Source organism: Caballeronia sp. LZ032 (assembly GCF_031451315.1).
Taxonomy (GTDB): Bacteria; Pseudomonadota; Gammaproteobacteria; order Burkholderiales; family Burkholderiaceae; genus Caballeronia.
Genome location: NZ_JARUXP010000004.1, coordinates 240,064 through 258,693 on the forward strand (window position 1 = coordinate 240,064; position 18,630 = coordinate 258,693).

Genomic DNA, 18,630 nt, shown 5'->3' on the forward strand with positions numbered 1-18,630 from the left:
GCTGTTAGGATGAGCGGCATAGTCAGACGATCGATCGACGCGGTCGCTACACAAGAGCTACTCAAATGCGGTGCACCGGTCGCACATCTCCTGCCCTCTTCCCTACCTTTGCGGTTCAGGTTCTGATGCGTCGGCATGCCCCGCATGTTCCGCCGGATTCCTGATCGCAATCATGCATTCGGAACGTTTTTCACTCGTCACGCATTCAATACCGTGCACCTGCCAGCAATGTCCCAGGGGCGCCGTATGCGTTCGCCGGCGGGATACGCATACGCGCTGCACCGATTGATTGCCATACATGCCCATAATGGTGATCTGATATGCCAGTTTCGCTGAGCTTCGATCCTCAATTGCCATCAAATTCGAGCCATGTCGGAGCGAGACGAGGCGCTCGCGCGGAATCCTCCGCGTATCCGTCCAGTCTTCGAACTGGTCCGATTGATGACGAGGCGGCGGATGCGTCGCCGGGAACTGGCAGAGGCATCGGGCTGGCCGACGTGGTGAAGCCAATCGCGGGCACCCTTGTGCTCGAAATCGTGCAGGCCATATTCAGGCCATATCGCGAAATCGAGACGTCCTACCGCGACTTGAAGAGGTTGTTTCTCGGGTTTGAACAATTCGATGTGCCGCAATGGGAAAGCGCCCTCAAGGACGTGTACGCGCTTGTCTGCAAGCATCTATTGCTGCTTCCGGATGATATGCAGGTGCGGTTGAGTTCCTCGATGTCGCCGCTGCAAAGCGTGCTGCAACTCTGGAGAACCTACCGGTCGCTCCGGGACGTTGTCGCGGATGCGACGCTGCCGGGATCGGACAAGCCGGGACTGCTATGGTCCATCATTGAAAAAAATGAGTCGATTGCCCAACTGATTCCCGACTCGATCAAGGCAACGATCGAGCACACTCTGGATTGGCAAAAAAGGTTCAACCTTTACTACCTTGAGCTGCAAAGGTTTCAGGCTGGCATCACGGACGTTGATGCTTCTGCAGGTGGAGAACTGATCCTGCGCAAGGCCAACGCCAACGTGGCATTCAGCAATTGCGTGTCCAAACTGCCAGGCCCGCTGCAAAACTACCTGGCCGTTCCGCCCGCATTGGGTCAGTCCGAGCAGGCTTACATCCAAAAGCTCCAGGGCCTGCGAACGCGCTTCGACAACATTGCAGCTGTTTCCGGAATCCACGATGTGCTGACCCGGATCGAAACCTTGGCATCGGAAGGTCTGTTCGAAGCAGACGTCCGCGAGGCTGCCTCCTTTACGGCATCTACGAGCCAGATCTTCTCCGAGATGGATCAATGGCTCGTCGACTTTGATGACGTCCTCAAAGCGCTTGCCGGTCTGTTCACGGCCAAGTCCAAGTCGGAAGCGCTGCAAGGCGTGCAAGCGATCATCAGCAAGCCCTGCATGACCACATTTCTCGGCGCGCGCTTGACCGAATCTCTGAACGTCTGCATGTCGGTGCTTTGTAACATTGGCGACTTGCTCGATGACGGGCGCAGCCTTTACGCACGTCTCGAATCAATCTGCCGCAAAGACGAGCCGCTCCTCAAGAAGCTCGGGGCGATAAAAACCCTCATCGACTGCGAGACGCAGCTCCCCCGCGATTTCAAGGAATCGATCGTGGACGTCGTGCCGACGCTCGGGAAGGTGTCGAGCAGCCTCGCGGCGGTCAGCCTGAATCCGGATGCTCACGTGATCGGCAATCTGAACGAAGCGTTCATCGCGCTGCTCAACTTGGTACAGAGTGAGCCGATGGGGTACGTGCTCGGCCCTGAAACGATACAGAAAATAGTGCTTCTGATCGATCCGGTTCGGCGTGGTCTGCTGACGGCCGGGCAGTTCATTCACATTGTCGAGACGGGACAAGGCTTCGAGGATTACCTGAAGGGTATTCTGAAGATGCTCGGATCCGAGAGTGTGCTTGAACAGGTGATGGGGCCTGTATTCAAGTCTGTCTCCGGCCTCTCATATCTGACAACGTTGGCGCCGTGGGCGGGCAAGCTGGCTTCGGCGGAGTCCATGGCCGAGCGGCTCAGTATCCTCGCGGCGCTGCTGGCTGATCCAGACGTTGCGGCCCGGGTTGCGCAAGACTTGCCTGCTCAATACAGCGAGCCGCTACGTGCCGCGAGCAGACTTTTCAGAAGTATGTCGGTCTTGCCGGCCTCGGATTCGGAGCAGAACCGCCTGGCCGCGTTGCGTCAACATATTCTCAACGCGGATGCCTGGAGAACGCTGATTGATTCAACGATCATGGATCAATGGAGCAAGCTCGTATTCCCCAATGATGCCGTGCTGGAGCGACTCAGGCTCTTCCTGCCGTTGATCAACTCACCGTGCTTCAGTGTGAACGACATCTACTCGGTCGTGTCTGCCCGCGGGGTCGTGCAAGCCGCGCAACATGGCTTGTCCGGCTTGCTTTATCACGTTTCGGACGAGCGGCTGCATGGTGTTGGAGCGGTCGCGAGCGCGACGTTGGGTTGCGTGGCGGATCTCATGTCGGATGATCCAGCGACGTGTCAGCGCGTGAGGGAAATGCTGACTCGTGCGTTGGAGAGCACGCTCAGAGAGGTCGGGGTGCGCTACATCCGCGTGGCCAATCCCACGGCGGCGCTGGTCACGGATGCTTTCTACAACATCCTTTTGAAGCCGGCTGTTGAGAAATGCATCGAGGGCGGCGCAGCGAGTTTGGCGAGCGGTGACGCTGAAACGAAGCGCGTGATCGCCGAAGTCATTCTTGATACGCTCAGGAGCGCCTGCCCCAGCAAGGCAGAATTCCTGGCACGCGTCAAAGAATACTTTCGGTCATCGCCCGCCATGGCTGCCTACGTAAAGTTCGGCGCGTACATCGTCGACGAACTGAGTTCGCATGTATGGACCGTGCATCTGACTTTCGATTTGTTTCTGCTGATGCACGCCGAATCGGCGGATCAGGCGCAGCGGGCAAAGAGTCTCGCGCAGACCCTCATGGAGATGGACAGGCTGGGTCACGCATGGGTCCGGCCATATATGCAATTGATTCCATTCATCCCGGATCTGCTCGCGGCGCGCATGCATATCGGGAGAAACCTGCCGGACGCCGAATCGTGGCTGGAATGGGGCGCCGAACTCAGTGCCATTCTGGCGGACAACAATGATCCTTCGGTTATTCGCTTGCGGCGAAGCGTTGCCGATTATGTGGCGTCACTGCTGACCGATGGTTTCAGGCGGCTCAGCGGCCAGGAGGAGTCCGATGGCCATCCGAAGGACGCTCCTCCCAAGCGCGTTCCATTGGGTCCTCCACGTTCGAAATTGCGATCTCTCGTTGATTTGACAGAAAAAGCCGCCGACGTCGCGGCGATCAGCATCAAGACGTATGCCCCTTCGGCATTGCAGATGAGGAACCTTCTAAAAGGGCGTAACCCTGCGCCACCGGTGGTCCAGAAAGACGTTCTTTTGAGCGAGTGGGACTCTGATGGAAGTTTCGCGCACATCGGGATCAAACTCTTGGACGACGAGAAGCGTGTCATCGTCGGCACCTCGAATAATGATATTGAAGTCTTCGAAAAGCCGTCCGGGCGTTTCATTCTCGTGGCGAGCCGCGCTTACAAGATCTGCCGGGATACGGCACAAGATGTCTATCGTCTTCTGAAACCCGGCAGTAGCAGCGCCGTGTACATTGCTGCGAATCCAGCGGTTGTCCATCGCGATGGGCAATGGTTTGTCTCCTTGGCGCCGCCTGGCGGCGCCGGAGCGGGCGGCGACGAGGAGTTCATCACGGATGAGATAAGCGCTGAATCCGCAAAGAGGTTCAGCACGGTTGATACGGATGACGCGGAAGACGAGCAGGACGCCTCCATTCAGGACCTTTGGTCATTGCTGGGTCGTATCAGATCGGGCACGGAGCCGGAGAAGGACGTCGACTGCCCGCGGGATCTGGAAAATTTTCAGATGACTGCCGACATGTACCAGATGTTTCTGCAACGCGCGGGAGGCGGTCAGACAGCTTCGTTTGGCGGGGTATCGATATTCACCGTCGCTGGGGTATTGGGCGCGCTGGGCGTTGCGGGTCTGCTTTTTTATGGTGTGACCGGACAGACGCCATATTCGCGTGTGCCGACACGCGAGACGGTGACGGGGAGCGCGGACTCTACGGCTGAAACGGATGACATCAGCACCGAGCCGGACGTCGAGCAGGGCCTCGCAGCTGGCACCCCGCGGATAAAAATTCGGCGCCGTCGATTGCAAACAGTGTCGCGCGTGTCGCTGTGGATGGGCGTGAGTCTGATCGCCGGCGGCGCGCTTATCGCGTTCGTCCCTTGGCTTCGATCCAGACTGCAACAGCCTCGCAATGAGCCGTCGAATGAAGACGAGAACGAAGCACTCAATCTCTCTTCCAGCGCGGATGCTCCGCATGTCATCGAATCCCGCGCAGTGACCAACGTGGGTGAGAAAACAAAGGGCAGGTCGAAGTTGGAGGAGAGATTGAGAAACGAGACGGCCTATGCGGTGGTCGGGCCGAGCGTCGCGTTGCCACTGAATATCGATACTCAACTCGGCCGCTACAGCAATGGCGCGCATTACGTCGATATTGCCGGCCGGCAATGGAAGATCGATCAACTGCGCGGCCATGCGCCGGCGGATCCCCTCGTCGGCGATCCGCTTATTCGATTCCGCGGAACATTGCAGTTGGTGAGCGGCGGAGGAATCGCGGTGGTCTACCAGGAAAAGCTGGGATGGCAGTACCTGCAACAATGGAAAAACAAAGTCTACGCGGAAGCCACGCCGGAGACTCCTTCTGATTACGTCGAGCATGATGTCGCGGCGGCCAAAGGCAAGCATCGGAGTCATTTGTTCCTCGAGTTGCTTGTCAATGCCCATCCCGGGTCTGAGCCGATTCCGAGTGACTTGTTTCGCCGGAAGTCCGGCGCATTGCCTCAACGGCTGTTTCAGTCCAGGGAGGGATCGGGCGAAAAGTATTTCATCTGGGTCAGGGAGAGCACCTATCTGCCAATCGTTTGGTGGCGCGTCGATGGCCACAAACCAAAGCCGAAGATGAGAAAAATCCAGGCCGCCGGGATCGTGCGCTATTGGCAGGATGACGGGGAGAGTGAGCATTCGATGCTTTTGGTCTACGACAACACTCGAGATTGGACGCCGGCGTATTTCCTGGGAGGAGAAGTCAATATCTTCGGCTCCTCCGTGAGCTTCCGTCGCATGTCGTCCCGATATGACGCAACGGTTCGACCGGATGCTTTACCTGCAAAGCACGGAATGGTTGACCGGATCGCGAGATTCAAATTCGCCGCGGAGCAAGCACATAAGCCCTCTTCCGCCACGGGCATGACCGCGACAGCGCAGACGGATGTTTACAGCGACGCTACGGGGGCCTTCTACTACAAATGTGAGTCAGGCTATTGGCAGCTTGATTGGAATGAAGTCAGTCGTCCACCCTCTGTTTTCGCGGCGCCGGACGTCACGCACCATGGTTACATCCGCTATCAGCAAAGCGGTGCGGAAGCACGGCTGCACGTGCTTTACAGTGACAAGCTCGGTCTCGTGCCCTCGATGCTCGACTGCGATGGCAAGGTGACGTCCATGACGGAAGAAACCGGTACCGCGCACTGGGCGCCCACGGAGTCGTTGATGAAGCTGGTTCGCTCATTCGAGAAAGCCGGGGCGCTTAACTACGCCGAACGAGCCGACGGTCAGCCAGGCAGGCTGTACTACGACTATCTCGAATCCTCCGAGAAGCTCTATATGTATCTTGACCACTCCTTTTGGGCGTTCGAGTGGATAGGAGTCGGCAGGGGCCTGCTGCATGCGGCGTGGGCCGATGGCACACCTTGCGATGTCGTGATAGCCGTGTACCACGACACCTGGTCGTTGGGATGGGACGCGGAGTCGGCGCCGCGTTGGTTCGAAGCCTATATGAAACTCGTCCTGACGAAGGGCGAGTTGGGCCTGTTACTTTCGCAAACCACGGAATCAAGTCTCGCCCATCATCCGCTGGACAACGCCAAGGCGATCGTCAAACGGATGGCGAGCGCGTTGAGCGTCTGTGAAAAGCAATATCGTCAAGAGAAGAAAAACGAGGAATGGATTTCCGTGATCGTGCTGAGCGCGCAGTTGATCGCGTTTTTTTCGGCGCGATCGAGCGCCGACGGCATACTGGATCTCGGATTGTCTGACGAGATCTACAAAATCCTCGGCCGAATCTATCCCTCACGTTTGATCGAGGACCAGATCGACGTGTCGATCATAAACGAGATCATGGAAGGCGATACCGTTCCGGAAAACAGTCTCGAGCGGATCAAGAAAGAACTCAATCTGGTCGATGTGGAAATGGCCTATCTGACTGCCGAGACGGCGAAGACGCAAGCCCTCCAAAAACAAGCGAAAGACATGTTGGACCATCGCCAGGGTAGCGTCAGCCCCGACTACGAAAGCAAATCGCCAGCGGAGAAATTTGTAGAAGATATCGGCGTCGGCTTCCAGCGGCTATTGGACGCGTTCAGCCGGACGGCCGATGCAATGCACATCGTTGAATGGGCGGGCCGCTATGTAACGTGGCTTACTAAAAGGCACAAAGAGTTGGATGACAGACGGAATGCACTGACTGAGCGCCGCGAGTTGATCAGAATGCCTGAGCGATACGTCGAGACTTTCAAAGCCTACGTTGCAGGACTGGAGACGGGGAAGAAATATGAGGAGAAGTATCGAGTCGTACTCTCGAATATTCGCGCGGCAAGGGAGTCGAAAATGGAGTCCGCATTGCTTCATGCCATCTACGCGGGCGCCTTGGCGGAACTTGCAACCCGACGTGGATCGCTTCCGGGCTTTTCAATGTCCGGCGGCGAGCTCGCGGCGGCGCAGTACTATCTCCTGAATCAGCTGCGGGCCCAGTCTCGGCTCTATCTCCTGATTGATAAATTGGGAAACAAGCTGAAAAAAACTCAATATACCGTCACGCGCACTTATTGTGATATTTTGCGATGCCTGGAATCAGCCATCGCCATCGAGCGGGCAACGGATAATGCGGACCTGGATTTTGTCAATGCCGATACAGCTATTCTCGCCGCCATCATTTTCCAGATCAATACAAATGGAAAATCAATCACTGAAGTAGAGCAGCTGTCCTATGCACAACTCCTGCGCGAATTCAAGGAAAAGGCTCGCTTGTTCCACCCCTATGCAGTCTTTCCGAAGAAGCCTGAGAATTACAAGTTCATGTTTGAGCTGTTGCCGTCTTCCCTGATGGGAGAAGACAATAGTCGCTATACAAAAAACGATGAGCAGTTCGAGAATTATAAAAAAACAAGTCTTCCGTACGATTGCGGTACCGTAATCCGAAACGCGCTGGAATCCGCACAGATCGATTTCGATAATTTTTATAACATTCGGGAGATCATCGGACTGGATTTTCCAGAGCTGAGTGTACGCATACATTATATCAAACTGGCGGATAATTCCTGGCTTTACTTTGCATTCGTGAGGGGCAGCACGAGCGAGAAAGTGGAGGCACTTCAAACGGAAGACAACGCGGCAACCATACTCCGGGGGCTAAGCACGAAGATGATATGGATCAAGGGCGATCCCGGCGCCTGCGGCAAAGAAACAGAGAATTCGAAAAAGGTGGAGAATTCGGAGGACGTAGAAAATTCCAAAGACACGTCGTGCGACCAGATTCTGACTTTCCTGAGCCATTTCTTCAATCTTGCGGCGAAAAGAACGAAAACAAGCGAGTCAGATCCCAAGTGCTTCTTCGGGAAGGTGACTACTTATCTGGGGATCGGAAAGGATAAAGAACATCAATGGCTATGGAATTTGGAGGCGGACAACGATGCAGCCTCCCGAAATAAGGTCCCGGAAACTGAACTCTTGCGCTATTTATTCAATGAAACGCGCCGCGATATGAATGAGTTGATTGATCAGTTCAAGACTTCAATGTTCGAATTACACTTGACGGACAAGGTGATCGGATTTTTTGTTCCGTTCTATTCCGAAATCCGAAAACAGCAACTGGATGAGAACTACAGCATCGATCCCATGTCCATCATGCTTGATTCAGTTTCCCTGGCTCTCACAGTCATACCATCCGCGCATTCAATGAGCTTGACTGTGAAAGCAATCGCTTCGAAGCCATTATGGCAGTTTGGCAAGAACAGCGGATGGCGCGGACGATTCGTAGTGTCTCACGCTGTGTCACAGAGCGGAAAAAAAGCGCTCTGGAGTCTTGGAAGGAATTTTTCAACCTGACCTATCACATCTTCAATCCGCTCTCATTTCCTTTCAATCCACTGACCTTGGATTTTGCTCGCCTGACAAAGAAAGGACTGGTTCCGGTGGCGACGAGGAGTCTGGCTGACATCTTTTCGGACGTACACCTGGTGAAAGGCTTCCTGGACAAGATGTTCCTTCCGATCAACTTGAATACAATGCAGCCCAGTTCGCCGCTCAATCACCTGCCTCTCGACCAGGTAGGCCCCGGCCTATTTTGCCAGACGACATCAACCAGTTTGCAACCGAAGACGCGCACTTTCTACATCAAGTCAGGAAACGCGGTGCAGCGGGTCGTACTGAATCAGGAGTACAACTATTTCGCGCTTCAGCAAAGCAATGATGGTCTTCTGCAGGCGCTTCGCAGGCGTTATTCCGATTGGGTAGGAGACACCGTGCCGGTGCCGGTGGGCAGTGTCGTCGAGCCGGACAGGGTAGGCACGGAACTTTGGAACAAGCCCGAGCGAGTGCAGCGGCTTCTGCGCAACTTGCGTGCAGCGGAGAGCGAGGCAACGGTGGTTCTGAAGCTCGCGCTGCGCGTGATAAAGAAAGAGTCTTATGCTGAAAAGACGAAGCAATCCTTCGATTTGGCATGGGGTGAATCGACCGAGTCGGCCCTGAAGAGCTTCGAGTTGAATGCCCAGAACATGCTTGATTATCTGGAATCTGTCAGCCTCATCACGGACATAGCGTATCTGGGCGAGTCGCAGGGGAACCTCCTGTCCGCCATGCCCGGATCAGCGTTTGACATCAGGCGAGTATCCGACATCCAGTCGACCGTCTGGAGGGAGGACATAGAGGAGGGTTACAGTCAGTATGCTGAGACGATCACGGGTCCTGGCTTCCTGCTTGAGGGGAATACCTGGAAAGAGGGAAAATACATGGCTCGGCAGACGATCATTCCGCTGGTCATGCGAGATGATGATTTCGACCCCATGGAGTATGAACGTTTCGGCACGGCGTATCTGGTTCGGTTGAATCACATTACGCGGTGTCTGATTCGTGAAGCTTTTGTAGCAACCACGAGCAGCAAACGCGTGGAGAGGACCTGGGAAACGCTGATGAAGACGTTTCGGGCGCAGCTTGAGCGTGAAAAGTTGGCTGACAAAAGGACTTTCTTTAGCCGCCTTTCCCGGACCTACGGCATTTTTCTGCACGAGGACAAGCCGGTATTTGCCAAAACAACGAAGACCTTCATGGACAAATTGGCAGATTCCCTCAATCCTTCGGGCCACGAGATCGGAATCGACGTTTCGCCCCTGCTGGAGCCTGTTCACAGACCGGCTTCGGCTTCTTTGGAGGGTTTCATGCCTCCCGTCAGCGCGCCGTCAAGCGAGGCCGTGCGGGACGCGGTGGCCAATCCCGACAACTTCTCCCTGCTGGTCTATCTGTTGAGCGACATCCACGCTGACCCGGACAGATTCAGTGCTTTCACGTACAGCTTCAAGGTATGGAAGTCGCTGCCTCAGACGCGGAAACTTTATTGGAGATGGTTCGAGTGAAGGCCTTACTCATTCCCAAGACGCAGGTTCACCATCGCCTTTCCGCAAGCTGAGCGGCATCTCCGCCGCCAGCGCCTGTTCGATGTTGCCCGTCTCGCCCCCGCGATTAAACAACGCGTTAAGCAAGATAGCGAACACAGCGGCAAGCGTAATCCCGCTATGCGTAAGCGGGCCCGCCCATGCGGGCATATGAGCAAAAAACGAAGGCGCGACGAGCGGTATAACCCCCACCCCAAGACTGATAGCAATAACGAGCAAATTGTTCTTGCTCTCGAAATCCACCTTGGAAAGGATCTTGACCCCTGTAGCCGCGACCATCCCGAACATGGCGATCCCGGCGCCGCCCAACACCACAACAGGAATCGAAGCAATCAGATTGGACAGCTTGGGCAGCAACCCAAGCAGAATGAGGATGCCCCCAGAAACCGCAACCACCCAGCGGCTCTTCACGCCAGTGATCCCCACAAGCCCGATATTCTGCGAAAACGACGAATGCGGAAACGTATTGAAGACACCGCCAATCACCGTCCCCAGCCCATCAGTACGCAACCCCCGCGTGGCGTCATTCCGCGATACCGGCCGCATCGTCAGATCGCCCAACGCGAGGAACATCCCGAGCGACTCCACCATGATGACGAGCATTACCAGACACAGCGACGCAATCGCCGCCAGATCGAAACTCGGCATGCCGAACGCGAAGGGCCGTACCGGCGCGAACCACGCCGCCTGACCAATTCCCGAGAAATCAACGAATCCAAACGGCAACGCCAGCACGAAGCCAATTGCCATCCCAAGCAGCACCGAGATATTGGCGATGAAACCTTTCAAGTACTTGTTGATCAGCAAGATCGCCAGCAGCACGGTCACCGCGACCAACAGGTTGCGCGGCTCGCCGAAGTTCGCCGCGCCGCGTCCGCCACCGGCCCAGTTGATCGCCACTGGAAACAACGTAATGCCAATGGTCAGGATGATCGTGCCGGTGACAATCGGCGGAAAGAAGCGCATCAACCGCCCAAAAAACGGCGCGATCAATATGGCGAACACGCCCGCCGCAATGGTCGCGCCGAAGATCGTCGTAATGCCCGCGCCAGAGGACGCCATCGCGACCATCGGCCCGACCGGCGCGAAGCTCACGCCCATGATGACCGGCAAGCGAATGCCGAACTTCCACACGCCCAGACACTGCACCAGCGTGACAATGCCGCAAGCAAACAGGTCCGAACTGATGAGAAACGCCACCTGCTCCTTCGGCAGCTTCAGCGCCGCGCCAATGATGAGCGGCACCGCAATCGCGCCCGCGTACATCACCAGCACATGCTGGATGCCGACCGCGAGCAGCTGGCCGAAGGGCAGCACTTCGTCGACGGGATGAGGAGTGTGGGCCATGTGCGCTCCAGCGGGATCGGAGGGATAGTGCGCCCGAGTATTGCACCGCACCCCGCCCGGAAAAATAATCGCGCCGCTATACACGGCATCGCGGATGCGAAGGTTGCCAGCGCATCGCGGACAAAGCCTCGCGCGCCGCCGCCGTAAAGTCGCGTGCGCCCGGCACGATGCACTACACTGTGCTCCACGCCGCCCAAGGCGCACTCGTTTCATCCGCAGAAACGGAGCCAGTCACGATGAACCTGCTCTTCGTCGACGACAACCGCGCTTGCATCGAGACCCTCGTCGATATCGCAACCGGGCTGGGCCACACCGCGGCTGTCGCGCATGACGGCGCCGCCGGTCTCGCGCTCGCCTCACGCGAACGCTTCGACCGCATCTTCCTCGACATCTCCCTCCCTGACGCCGACGGCCGCGAAATCTGCAGCGCCATCCGCGCCGCCGGCCCGAGCAGCGACGCCCGCATCATCGCCATGACCGGCCACACGGACGTCATCGAAGGCAGCGGCGTCACCGACTTCGACGGCTTCCTCCTCAAACCGATCAGCCTGCCCGCCCTCGAACTCTTCCTGCTGTCCGACTAAGCTTTCGTCGACTGGATATTTGACCGCTTTTTGTCCACGCCTTGACGAACGGCCGGAAGCATTTGCCGATTTCCGCCGCGAGCATGGATCGCCGCACAGAAAATCCGCGAATCCCTTATCCGTAAAGGGTTCCCGGACTGTCGATTTTCAGGATGGCGTGCTACATTCCCAGCGCCTTTGCCTTGCTTCGACGCGTCTCGCGGCGCGTGCAGCAGTGCAATACCCAATAACGAAAGCGGGCCACGTTGCCCAAACGAACCAACACGCACAAGGATCTCGGCATGGAAATGGTCGGCGGAATGCGGCTTGCCCAACTGTTCAACAGCAACCCGGAAGCGCTCTTCGCGGAGTGGTTCGCGCAGCAACACGCGATCGCATCGCGGCGCGGACTGGTCGGCGAAGCGGAACTGCGCAATCAGTTCGCGCAATTCGTTGCCCTGCTGACGGACGCGCTCGGCACGGCCGAACGCGTCGATTTCAAGGCGCCCGCCTGGCAGGAAGTCCGCGCGTTCCTAGCGGACATGTCGGCGCAGCGCGCGCGCCAGGGTTTCACGCCGGTCGAAACCGCCATGTTCGTGTTCTCGCTCAAGCAGCCGCTCTTCGTGCGCCTGCGCGAATCGCTCGACAACGACCCCGCCACGCTCGCCGATCTCACCTGGATGATCAGCACGCTGTTCGACGAACTCGGCCTGTACACCACGGAAGTGTTCCAGGCGAGCCGTGAGCAAGTGATCGTGCGCCAGCAGCAGGAACTGCTCGAACTGTCCACCCCTGTCGTGCAACTGTGGGACGGCATTCTCGCGCTGCCGCTGATCGGCACGCTCGACTCCGCACGCACGCAGGTCGTGATGGAAAACCTGCTGCAGAAGATCGTCGAGACCGGCGCGGCCATCTCGATCATCGACATCACCGGCGTGCCCACCGTCGATACGCTCGTCGCGCAGCACCTGCTCAAGACCGTCGCGGCCGCGCGCCTGATGGGCGCGGACTGCATCATCAGCGGCATTCGTCCGCAGATCGCGCAGACCATCGTGCATCTCGGCGTGAACCTCTCGAACGTCACGACCAAGGCCACGCTCGCAGCGGCTTTCGTGGTCGCGCTCCAGCGCACCGGCAAGTCTGTCGCGGGCAACAGCGCGCCGGACGCCTCGCGCGCGAGCGCTGCTCACGACTCGCTGCAACCGGAATGACGCGTCTCAACGCCATTCACAGCACACACGACACGTCAAGCGACTGAACGGGACCGAAGCGATGGAACGCATTCCGATTCTCACGATGGGCAAGCTCCTGCTCGTCACCATCCAGGTGGACATGCACGACCGGCTCGCGCTCACGCTGCAGGACGACCTGACAAGCCGCATCGTGAAGGACGGCGCCAAGGGCGTGCTGATCGACATTTCTTCACTCGACGTGGTCGATTCCTTCATCGGCCGCATGATCGGCAACACCGCCGCGATGGCGCGCGTGCTTGATGCCGACACCGTCGTGGTGGGCATGCAGCCCTCCGTCGCGATCACGCTGGTCGAGCTGGGTCTCACGCTGTCCGGCGTGCGCACGGCGCTCAACGTGGAGAAGGGCATGGCCTTGCTGACCGGCAGCAGCCCGTTCTGACGGCGGCGTGCGAACGATTCCATGACCACCTTCCATTCCACTGCCGCGCCGGCTTCTTCGTCGCCGCCTGAAACGCTGCCGATCCGCAATGACGAGCAGATCGTCCGTCTGCGCCAGTTCCTGCGGCAGAAAGCGGTCGCGCAAGGCCTTTCGCTCATCGATCAGACCAAGTTCGTGACGGCGGCCAGCGAGCTGGCACGCAATACGCTGATCTACGGAGGCGGCGGCGACGCGCATTGCTATGTCGTCGAGCGCAATGGCCGCCGCGGACTCAAGCTCGAGTTCGTCGACAACGGTCCCGGCATTCCGGACATCGAGCGAGCGCTCTCGGACGGCTTCACGTCGGGCGGCGGTCTGGGCCTCGGTCTGGGCGGCGCGAAGCGCCTGTGCGACGAGTTCGAGATTCGCTCGGCGCCGGGCGAGGGCACGCACATTTCGATTACCAAATGGAAACCCTTTTGAAGGAATCGATGGCCGCGCAGCAGCGCTACGAGATCGCCGAGGCCACCCAGATCGCCTATGCACGGCGTTCCATCGGCGAGCTTGCGCGCGGTCTCGGCTTCAACGAGACGACCGCGGGCGAACTGGCTATCGTCGTCACGGAATGCGGCACGAACCTGCTCAAGCACGCCCAGCGCGGCGAATTGCTGGTGCGGCCGCTCGTCGACCGCGGCGCGATTGCCGCACCGCGCCATGGCATCGAGGTGCTGTGCATCGACGGCGGTCCGGGCATCCAGGATCTCTACCGCTGCTTCCAGGACGGCTACACCACGGCCGGCAGCCCCGGCACCGGCATGGGCGCGATCAAACGTCTCTCCCGCGAACTCGACATCTGGAGTGCGCCGGGCCAGGGCACGCTGTTGCGCACCGTGTTCTGGAATTCACCGGCTCCGTCGGGCACGCCCGCCGCGCCGTTGAGTTACGGCGTCGTCAATCTGCCGCTGCAAACAGAAACCGTATCCGGCGATGCCTGGTCCTGCCACGCGCACGACGGCGAATTCACCGTGATGGTCGCCGACGGTCTCGGCCACGGGCCGCTCGCGAACGTCGCGGCGGTCGAGGCGGCCAAGGTGCTCGGCACGCAAGGCGAACAGCCGCTCGACCGCATCATGGACCTCGCCAACGACGCGCTGCGCGCCACGCGCGGCGCGGCGGTCGGGATCGCGCGCATGCCGGCGTCCGCGGCGAAGGCCGGCATGCCGGTCACGTTCGCGGGCATCGGCAATATTTCGGCGAGCGTGTGGGCGGAGGCCTCGCACCGCCATCTGGTGTCGCATAGCGGCATCGTCGGGCATGGATCGCGGCGCGCGCAGATCTTCGACGTGCCTTATCCGCCGAACGCGCTCGTCGTGCTGCATTCGGACGGGCTCGCCACGCGCTGGGACCTGGCGCGCTATCCGGGCATCGCCCTGCGCCATCCGGCGCTCATCGCGGCGCTGCTGTATCGCGATTTCGCGCGCGGCCGCGACGATATCACCGTTTTCGTCGCCCGCACGACGGGAGGCGCGTAAGCATGCGGCCGCTCTATGCGATGCCGCTGGAAGGCGAGCACGACGTCGTCGCGGCCCGCGTGAAAGCCCGCGAGGCGAGCGCCGCGCTCGGCTTCACGCCGCGCGAACAGACGCGCATTGCGACCTCGGTGCTCGAAGTGGCGCGCACCGTGATGCTCGCGGGCCGCGCGCCGCATGCCGATTTCTTCATGGACGCCGCCGCGCGTCCGCCGCGCCTCGTCGTGCGCTTCGAGTGCGGCACGGGCGCGGGCGAACGTCTGCGCGCCCTGCACCCGGACGATTCACAGGCCACGCTGGGCCTGCTCGCGGCGCAGCGCCTGATGGACGAATGCACGATCGCCGATAAGGCGGACGGCGGCACGTCGGTCACACTCGCGAAGGCGCTGCCCGAATCCGCGCACGTTGACGACGCGACGTTGCAACGCGTTGCGCAGACGCTTGCGCGTCAGTCGGGCGAAAACACCATCGATGAATTGCAGCGCCAGAACCGCGAACTGATCGCCGCGCTCGCCGACCTGCGCGAGCGGCAGGAAGAGCTGACGCGTCTGACGCGCGAACTCGAGGACACCAATCGCGGCGTGGTCGCGCTCTATGCGGAACTTGACGCCCGCGCCGATCATCTGCGCCGCGCCGACGAATCGAAGTCGCGCTTCCTGTCCAACATGAGCCACGAGTTCCGCACGCCGCTGTCGTCCATCCGGGCGCTGTCGAAGCTGCTGCTGGAGCGCATCGACGGCGATCTGACGGGCGAACAGGAAAAGCAGGTGCGCTTCATTCGCAAGGCGGCGGAGGATCTCTCGGAAACGGTGGACGACCTGCTCGATCTCGCGAAGATCGAAGCGGGCAAGATCGAAGTGCGTCCGGTGGATTTCGAAGTCGACGTGCTCTTCTCGGCGCTGCGCGGCATGCTGCGGCCGCTGTCGCCCGGCGGTGCGGTGGAGCTGATCTTCGAGGCCTGCGACGGCCTGCCGCCCATCCACACCGACGAAGCCAAGGTCGCACAGGTGCTGCGCAATTTCGTGTCGAATGCGCTCAAGTTCACGGAACGGGGCGAGGTGCGCGTGGCCGCGAGCTACGACGAGGCGCGCCGGCTGATCACGTTCTCGGTCAGCGATACCGGGATCGGCATCGCGCCGGAACATCAGCAGGTGGTCTTCGAGGAGTTCGGCCAGGTCGAGAACCGGCTGCAACAGTATGTAAAGGGCACCGGCCTCGGTCTGCCGCTGTGCCGCAAGCTGTGCAAGCTGCTCGGCGGCGATGTGTCGCTGACGAGCGAAGCGGGGCGCGGCTCCGTCTTCAGCGCGACGATTCCCGCGCACTATGGCGCGGACGTCGGCGCTGCCTGTCACGCCGCCGGCGATACGCGGCCGGCCGTGCTGATCGTCGCGAGCAGTCCGGTCGAACGGCTCGACTGCGAGGCGGCGCTGCGTGCGTCGCCGTATCGGACGATGACGGCCGCGACGCTCGATGAAGCCGGCCGGCTGCTGGCACGGACCCAGCTTGCCGCGCTGTTGCTTGCGGCGCGTCCAGCGCCCGCCGAAGCCTGGATCTGGCTGGCGGCGTTGCGCGCGCAGGCCGCCACCCGTGATGTCCCGATCGTCGTGCTCGGACAGGCGGATGATCGCGGCGAGGCGCAGGCGCTCGGCGCCGCGGCCTTTGTTGAAGAACCTGTCGGCGGCAGCGGCTTGCCGGACGCGTTGAGTGCCGTGACGCGCTTGCATCGCGACGGGAGCCAGGCCATATGAGAAGCGACTGGAACGACGTGCTGATTCTCAACGTCGACGACAACGACGGCGCCCGCTATGCCAAGACGCGCATCCTGTCGCGCGCGGGTTTCAACGTGATCGAGGCCGCCACCGGCAACGGCGCGCTGGAGCGCGTGCGCGCCGAAGCGCCGGATCTCGTCCTGCTCGACGTGAAGCTGCCCGACATCAACGGGCTCGAAGTGTGCCGGCAGATCAAGGCAGCGCCGGAGACGGCAAGCACGCTGGTGCTGCAAACCTCGGCGGCGGCCGTGCACAGCCTCGACCGGATCCGCGGTCTCGAAGGCGGCGCCGACAGTTATCTGACCGAGCCCGTCGAGCCCGCCGAACTGATTGCGCACGTGCGCGCGCTGCTGCGTGCGCGGCTCGCCGAGAATGCGCTGCGCGAGAGCGAAGAGCGCTTTCGCCAGCTTGCCGAAAATATCGACGATGTCTTCTGGATGCTCGATCCCGCGTCCGACGCATTGCTCTATGTGAGCCCGGCGTACGGGCATCTGTTCGACACCGGCAGCGGCGCGCCCGCGCCTGCGCCCGGCCCGGATCACTGGTCCGGCGACATCCTGCCGCTCGACCGCGAGCACGTGGCCGCCGCGTATCGTCAACTGCTCGCGAACGGCACGCCGTACGAAGTGGAGTACCGCATCACGCGCGCGAGCGGCGGGCCGCGCTGGGTCGCCGAGCGCGCGTTCCAGGTGCCGGGCGCGGCGGGGCATCCGGCGCGGCCTTATCGGATTGCGGGGATCGTCAACGACATTTCGGAACGCAAGGCCGCCGAACTGCTGCTGCGCGAGGCGGATCGCCGCAAGGACGAGTTCCTCGCGATGCTCGCGCACGAGTTGCGCAACCCGCTCGCGCCCATCCGCAACGCGGTGGACCTGCTCGATCCCGACCGCGCGCCGTCCGCGCAGCACTTCTCGACGGTGCGCGCGATCATCGACCGGCAGGTGCGGCATCTGAGCCGTCTCGTCGACGATCTGCTCGACGTCGCGCGCATCACGCAAGGCAAGATCACGCTGCGCCAGGAAACGGTGGATCTCTCGGCGGCGATCGCGGCAGCCATAGAAACCGTGCAGCCCGCGCTTGAACGCAAGCGCCACAAGTTGCACGTCGCATGGCCCGAGACGCCGCTCTACGTCACCGGCGACAACGTGCGGCTCGCGCAGGTGTTCGGCAACCTGCTGTCGAACGCATCGAAGTACAGCCTCGAGGAAGGCGAGATCGCCGTCGAATTCGAGCAGTTCGGCGACGAGGTGCGCATTGCCGTGCGTGACAAGGGCATCGGCGTCGCCGCCGACATGCTGCCGCATATCTTCGATCTGTTCGTGCAGTCGGAGACGTCGCTCGAACGCTCGGAAGGCGGCCTGGGCATCGGTCTGCCGCTCGCGCGGACGCTCGTCGAACTGCAGGGCGGGCGCATCGAGGCGTTCTCGGCCGGGCCGCAGCAAGGCAGCGAGTTCGTCGTGTGGCTGCCGCTGGCGAAAGACGTGGCAATGGTTCCGCGTGACGTCGGCGCCGCGCCTGCGAGCGCGAGCGGCGGCAGGCGCGTGCTGCTCGTCGACGACAGCGTGGACGCCGCCACCGCCATGTCGCTGCTGCTCGAAGCAGATGGCTACGACGTGCGCACGGCTCATGATGCGCACGCGGCACTCGCGTTGTCGGACGCGTTCGAACCGCACATCGTGCTGCTCGACATCGGTCTCCCTGGCATGGACGGTTATCAACTCGCTGCCGAAATGCGCGCCCGCAAGGCTACAGCGGATGCGTTGCTCATCGCGGTGACGGGCTACGGTCAGGCGCACGACCGGCAACGCTCGAAGGAAGCCGGCTTCGATCATCACTTCGTGAAGCCAGTGGCGTTCGCGGAGATCCAGCGCGCGGTACAGGCCCGGTTCGAGTAAGCCGAACGCAGACTTCCCCGTCCGCGTTTTCACCTAGCAATCGACGGTTGACGCGCAAGGCGTATCGGTCGGACACTCTCATCATCTTGGGATGTGATCACAGGTCACATGAAACGCACGACA

10 protein-coding genes are annotated in these 18,630 nt (G+C 60.4%); 9 read left to right on the top strand and 1 reads right to left on the bottom strand.

The annotated features are described in order from the left end of the window. The first annotated feature begins 320 nt into the window (after positions 1 to 320). Positions 321 to 8,231, top strand: a complete 7,911-nt coding sequence (locus QCE69_RS29105; RefSeq protein ID WP_309934425.1) for a hypothetical protein — start codon at positions 321 to 323, stop codon at positions 8,229 to 8,231. Then, complete coding sequence (locus tag QCE69_RS29110; protein ID WP_309934427.1) at positions 8,144 to 9,754, top strand: hypothetical protein; 1,611 nt, start codon at positions 8,144 to 8,146, stop codon at positions 9,752 to 9,754. Before QCE69_RS29105 ends, QCE69_RS29110 begins: the two co-directional genes overlap by 88 nt. A gap of 9 nt (positions 9,755 to 9,763) precedes the next feature. On the opposite strand, the gene QCE69_RS29115 is transcribed toward QCE69_RS29110, so the two are convergent. Beyond that, on the bottom strand, positions 9,764 to 11,140 hold the full coding sequence (locus QCE69_RS29115) for a nucleobase:cation symporter-2 family protein (protein ID WP_309934428.1): 1,377 nt from the start codon (positions 11,138 to 11,140) through the stop codon (positions 9,764 to 9,766). Between the two features lie 236 nt (positions 11,141 to 11,376). On the opposite strand from QCE69_RS29115, the gene QCE69_RS29120 reads away from it, so the two are divergent. From QCE69_RS29120 to QCE69_RS29150, 7 genes are all read left to right on the top strand, one after another. Beyond that, a complete protein-coding gene (locus QCE69_RS29120) occupies positions 11,377 to 11,724 on the top strand; it encodes a response regulator (protein WP_309934429.1) in 348 nt (115 codons plus the stop codon). Positions 11,725 to 12,005: 281 nt separating this feature from the next. After that, on the top strand, positions 12,006 to 12,914 hold the full coding sequence (locus QCE69_RS29125; protein WP_309927484.1) for an STAS domain-containing protein: 909 nt from the start codon (positions 12,006 to 12,008) through the stop codon (positions 12,912 to 12,914). 61 nt (positions 12,915 to 12,975) lie between these two features. Next, positions 12,976 to 13,335: an STAS domain-containing protein gene (locus QCE69_RS29130; protein WP_309821055.1), complete on the top strand. Its 360-nt coding sequence runs from the start codon at positions 12,976 to 12,978 to the stop codon at positions 13,333 to 13,335. A gap of 21 nt (positions 13,336 to 13,356) precedes the next feature. Continuing rightward, positions 13,357 to 13,797 carry an anti-sigma regulatory factor gene (locus QCE69_RS29135; protein WP_309925699.1) on the top strand — a complete coding sequence of 147 codons (441 nt, stop codon included), beginning with the start codon at positions 13,357 to 13,359 and terminating at the stop codon, positions 13,795 to 13,797. After that, positions 13,782 to 14,846, top strand: a complete 1,065-nt coding sequence (locus QCE69_RS29140) for an ATP-binding protein/SpoIIE family protein phosphatase (RefSeq protein ID WP_309934430.1) — start codon at positions 13,782 to 13,784, stop codon at positions 14,844 to 14,846. The genes QCE69_RS29135 and QCE69_RS29140 overlap by 16 nt, the downstream gene beginning before the upstream one ends. Before the next feature lie 2 nt (positions 14,847 to 14,848). Continuing rightward, positions 14,849 to 16,591: an ATP-binding protein gene (locus QCE69_RS29145; protein ID WP_309934431.1), complete on the top strand. Its 1,743-nt coding sequence runs from the start codon at positions 14,849 to 14,851 to the stop codon at positions 16,589 to 16,591. Then, the gene (locus QCE69_RS29150; RefSeq protein WP_309934432.1) at positions 16,588 to 18,507 is read left to right on the top strand and encodes a response regulator; all 1,920 of its coding nucleotides are present in this window, start codon (positions 16,588 to 16,590) and stop codon (positions 18,505 to 18,507) included. Before QCE69_RS29145 ends, QCE69_RS29150 begins: the two co-directional genes overlap by 4 nt. Positions 18,508 to 18,630 lie beyond the last annotated feature (123 nt).

What these genes read in the sequence shown, in the direction of transcription:
- QCE69_RS29105 (WP_309934425.1), top strand. Translation starts at nt 321, where the DNA reads ATGCCAGTTTCGCTGAGCTTCGATCCTCAATTGCCATCAAATTCGAGC.
- QCE69_RS29110 (WP_309934427.1), top strand. Translation starts at nt 8,144, where the DNA reads ATGGCGCGGACGATTCGTAGTGTCTCACGCTGTGTCACAGAGCGGAAA.
- QCE69_RS29115 (WP_309934428.1), bottom strand. Translation starts at nt 11,140, where the DNA reads ATGGCCCACACTCCTCATCCCGTCGACGAAGTGCTGCCCTTCGGCCAG.
- QCE69_RS29120 (WP_309934429.1), top strand. Translation starts at nt 11,377, where the DNA reads ATGAACCTGCTCTTCGTCGACGACAACCGCGCTTGCATCGAGACCCTC.
- QCE69_RS29125 (WP_309927484.1), top strand. Translation starts at nt 12,006, where the DNA reads ATGGAAATGGTCGGCGGAATGCGGCTTGCCCAACTGTTCAACAGCAAC.
- QCE69_RS29130 (WP_309821055.1), top strand. Translation starts at nt 12,976, where the DNA reads ATGGAACGCATTCCGATTCTCACGATGGGCAAGCTCCTGCTCGTCACC.
- QCE69_RS29135 (WP_309925699.1), top strand. Translation starts at nt 13,357, where the DNA reads ATGACCACCTTCCATTCCACTGCCGCGCCGGCTTCTTCGTCGCCGCCT.
- QCE69_RS29140 (WP_309934430.1), top strand. Translation starts at nt 13,782, where the DNA reads ATGGAAACCCTTTTGAAGGAATCGATGGCCGCGCAGCAGCGCTACGAG.
- QCE69_RS29145 (WP_309934431.1), top strand. Translation starts at nt 14,849, where the DNA reads ATGCGGCCGCTCTATGCGATGCCGCTGGAAGGCGAGCACGACGTCGTC.
- QCE69_RS29150 (WP_309934432.1), top strand. Translation starts at nt 16,588, where the DNA reads ATGAGAAGCGACTGGAACGACGTGCTGATTCTCAACGTCGACGACAAC.